At 71.8% G+C, this 2,902-nt stretch carries 4 protein-coding genes; 1 reads left to right on the top strand and 3 read right to left on the bottom strand.

Annotation, left to right across the window (positions count from 1 at the left end; genetic code table 11):
• Positions 1-226: 226 nt before the first annotated feature.
• Positions 227-1,438 carry a phosphoserine phosphatase SerB gene (gene serB / locus AOK23_RS42830; RefSeq protein ID WP_055717773.1) on the top strand — a complete coding sequence of 404 codons (1,212 nt, stop codon included), beginning with the start codon at positions 227-229 and terminating at the stop codon, positions 1,436-1,438.
• Between the two features lie 108 nt (positions 1,439-1,546).
• Here serB and AOK23_RS42825 read toward each other — a convergent pair whose 3' ends face one another.
• The 3 genes from AOK23_RS42825 to AOK23_RS51590 all read right to left on the bottom strand — a co-directional run bounded on the left by AOK23_RS42825 (position 1,547) and on the right by AOK23_RS51590 (position 2,862).
• A complete protein-coding gene (locus tag AOK23_RS42825) occupies positions 1,547-2,065 on the bottom strand; it encodes a SixA phosphatase family protein (RefSeq protein ID WP_055717772.1) in 519 nt (172 codons plus the stop codon).
• Between the two features lie 97 nt (positions 2,066-2,162).
• Positions 2,163-2,387, bottom strand: a complete 225-nt coding sequence (locus AOK23_RS42820) for a hypothetical protein (protein ID WP_055717771.1) — start codon at positions 2,385-2,387, stop codon at positions 2,163-2,165.
• A 358-nt stretch (positions 2,388-2,745) separates the two neighbouring features.
• Positions 2,746-2,862: an SGM_5486 family transporter-associated protein gene (locus AOK23_RS51590; RefSeq protein ID WP_099968646.1), complete on the bottom strand. Its 117-nt coding sequence runs from the start codon at positions 2,860-2,862 to the stop codon at positions 2,746-2,748.
• Between the last annotated feature and the right edge of the window lie 40 nt (positions 2,863-2,902).

Raw genomic sequence — 2,902 nt, 5'->3', positions numbered from 1 at the left:
CGACCTCGCGGCCCCGCCCCCTCCGGCGCCGGGGGCGGGGCCGCGAGGTCGTTGAGGGGCTCCGCGCGGAGGGCGCCCGCAGCTGTGGAAGGGGGGATTCCGGTGCCGCCCCGGCGCTTCGTACACGATCCGGGTCCCCTTCAGTCACTGGTAACCCAGAGCTCTCCGTCCGCTGGGCGGACCTCAGGGGCGCAAGGCGCGGGGTGCCGGATACGGTTGGACCATCATGAGCGCTTCGCAGACCTCCTCTGACGTCCCCACTCTCCTCGTCAAGATCTTCGGCAAGGACAGGCCGGGCATCACCGCCGGGCTGTTCGACACCCTTGCCGCGTACTCCGTCGACGTGGTCGACATCGAGCAGGTCGTCACCCGTGGCCGGATCGTGCTGTGCGCCCTCGTGACCGTGCCGCCGGCCGGTCAGGAGGGCGATCTGCGGGCCACCGTCCACGGCTGGGCGGAGTCCATGAAGATGCAGGCGGAGATCATCTCCGGCCTGGGCGACAACCGGCCCCGCGGTCTCGGCCGCTCGCACGTCACCGTGCTGGGACACCCGCTGACCGCCGAGTCCACGGCCCGGATCGCCGCGCGGATCACCGCGACCGGCGGCAACATCGACCGTATCTTCCGGCTCGCCAAGTACCCGGTGACGGCGGTGGAGTTCGCCGTGTCGGGCACCGAGCCGGAGGCGCTGCGCACGGCCCTGGTGACCGAGTCGGTGGCGCTCGGCGTCGATGTCGCCGTGGTCGCGGCGGGGCTGCACCGGCGGGCCCAGCGGCTGGTGGTCATGGACGTGGACTCCACGCTCATCCAGGACGAGGTGATCGAGCTCTTCGCGGCGCACGCCGGATGCGAGAAGGAGGTCGCCGAGGTGACGGCGGCCGCGATGCGCGGCGAGCTGGACTTCGAGCAGTCGCTGCACGCGCGTGTGGCGCTGCTGGAGGGGCTCGACGCCTCGGTGGTGGACAAGGTGCGCAGCGAGGTGCGGCTCACTCCGGGGGCGCGCACACTGATCCGCACGCTGAAGCGGCTCGGTTTCCAGGTCGGTGTCGTCTCGGGTGGCTTCACCCAGGTCACGGACGATCTGAAGGACCGGCTGGGGCTGGACTTCGCGCAGGCCAACACCTTGGAGATCGTCGACGGCAAGCTGACCGGCAGGGTCGTCGGGGAGATCGTGGACCGCGCGGGCAAGGCGCGGCTGCTGCGCCGGTTCGCCGCCGAGGCGGGGGTGCCGCTGGCGCAGACCGTGGCGATCGGCGACGGGGCGAACGACCTCGACATGCTCAACGCGGCCGGTCTCGGCGTCGCCTTCAACGCCAAGCCGGTCGTACGGGAGGCCGCGCACACCGCGGTGAACTTCCCGTTCCTCGACACCGTGCTCTACCTCCTCGGCGTCACGCGCGAAGAGGTCGAGGCGGCGGACACGCACGACGAGCAGTGAGCGCCGGCGAGCGGCGTGTGACAGCACGACGAAGGCCCGGCAGCGCTGCGCTGCCGGGCCTTCGTCGTGCCGTGTGCCGGTTCCGGGGTGCCGGGACGACCGGGGTGGTTACTCCGTCGGGTCCCAGTAGTCGACGAGGGTGCCGACGCCCGGCTCCAGGCTCTTCCAGGAGCCCTCGAAGGAGATGACGGCGTAGGCGGCGGCCGGGAAGTCGCGACGGCTCATGCGCTTGCGGGCGTCGCCCTCGGCCTGGCCGGCGAGGATCTCGGCGAGCGCCTGGACGCCGGGGTTGTGGCCGACCAGGAGGACGGTCTGCGCGTCGTCCGGGGTCTCGTTGAGCAGGGCGATCAGGTCGCCGGGAGAGGCCTCGTAGATCCGCTCCTCGTAGACGGTTTTCGGTCGCTCGGGCAGCTCGTGGACGGCCAGCTTCCAGGTCTCGCGGGTCCGGACGGCGGTGGAGCAGAGGGCAAGGTCGAAGGAGATGCCGCTGTCGGCGAGCTTGCGTCCGGCGACGGCGGCGTCCATTCGGCCCCGGTCGGCGAGGGGCCGCTCATGGTCGGACACCTGTGGCCAGTCGGCTTTCGCATGCCGGAAGAGGACAATCCTGCGGGATTCTGCGACGCTCATGGGTCCCAGCTTCGCACGAAACAGGCCATGGGGCGCAGGGAGTTGAAGTGCGGATATCCGCGACCTGTGTCCGTGCCGCCGTGGGCTCGGCCGAGCGTCATGGGACGAGGGCCGTCAGGAGCCGCTGTATGCGCTCGAAGACATGGGCGACCAGGGGGTCGCCGCTCGCGGCGTGGGCGTCCGCGGGGTTGAGGATCAGCAGCAGGAGGGTGAAGAAGCCGAGGGCGGGCAGGGCGAGGGCCCACCAGGGAAGGCGGATGTCCATGCCGCCCGTGGGTGCCGGGGCCGCCGGGTGGGGTCGCGTGTGCGTACGGGCCGACATGCCGCCTCCGAGGTCTTCGCGTCGTCGGTGGCCACTCCTCCGTAGGGTCCTCGCGAGTCCCCCGCGGCCACACTTCGAAGCTACGGAATCCGGGCGGCACGGCCTATCCGGTGATCCACCCACTTCACCCTGAGACTCACCCCCTAGGGGATAGGGGGTTAGCCCCACCATGAGGGGCACGGTGACGTTCACTGGTGGGCGTGTCGCGGGCTGCGCCGGGACGCGCGCCCCGGGGGGCGGGCCGGAGACAGGGTGCGAGCACGGAGTGGCACGTGGCCGGGCGGGCCCCCGGTGCTGGCCGGCACCGCGGCCCGCCGGGGCGTGGGGCCCTCGGCACCCGGCGCCCGCGGCCCGGGGGTCACGGGGAGGCGATCGCCGCGATGATGCCGATGACGATGAAGATGGCGAGGAACGAGCCGAAGACCACGAGCATCTTCTTCTGGCCGTTCTGGGGATTCGGGTCGAGCACGGGCATGCGCCCAGTCTCGCACCTCGCCCCGACGCGCTGCCGACGG

The organism is Streptomyces torulosus (assembly GCF_001419765.1).
Classification (GTDB): Bacteria; Actinomycetota; Actinomycetes; order Streptomycetales; family Streptomycetaceae; genus Streptomyces; species Streptomyces torulosus.
Note: the sequence above shows the minus strand (reverse complement) of the source record. Positions and strands in the feature narration are given on the sequence as shown.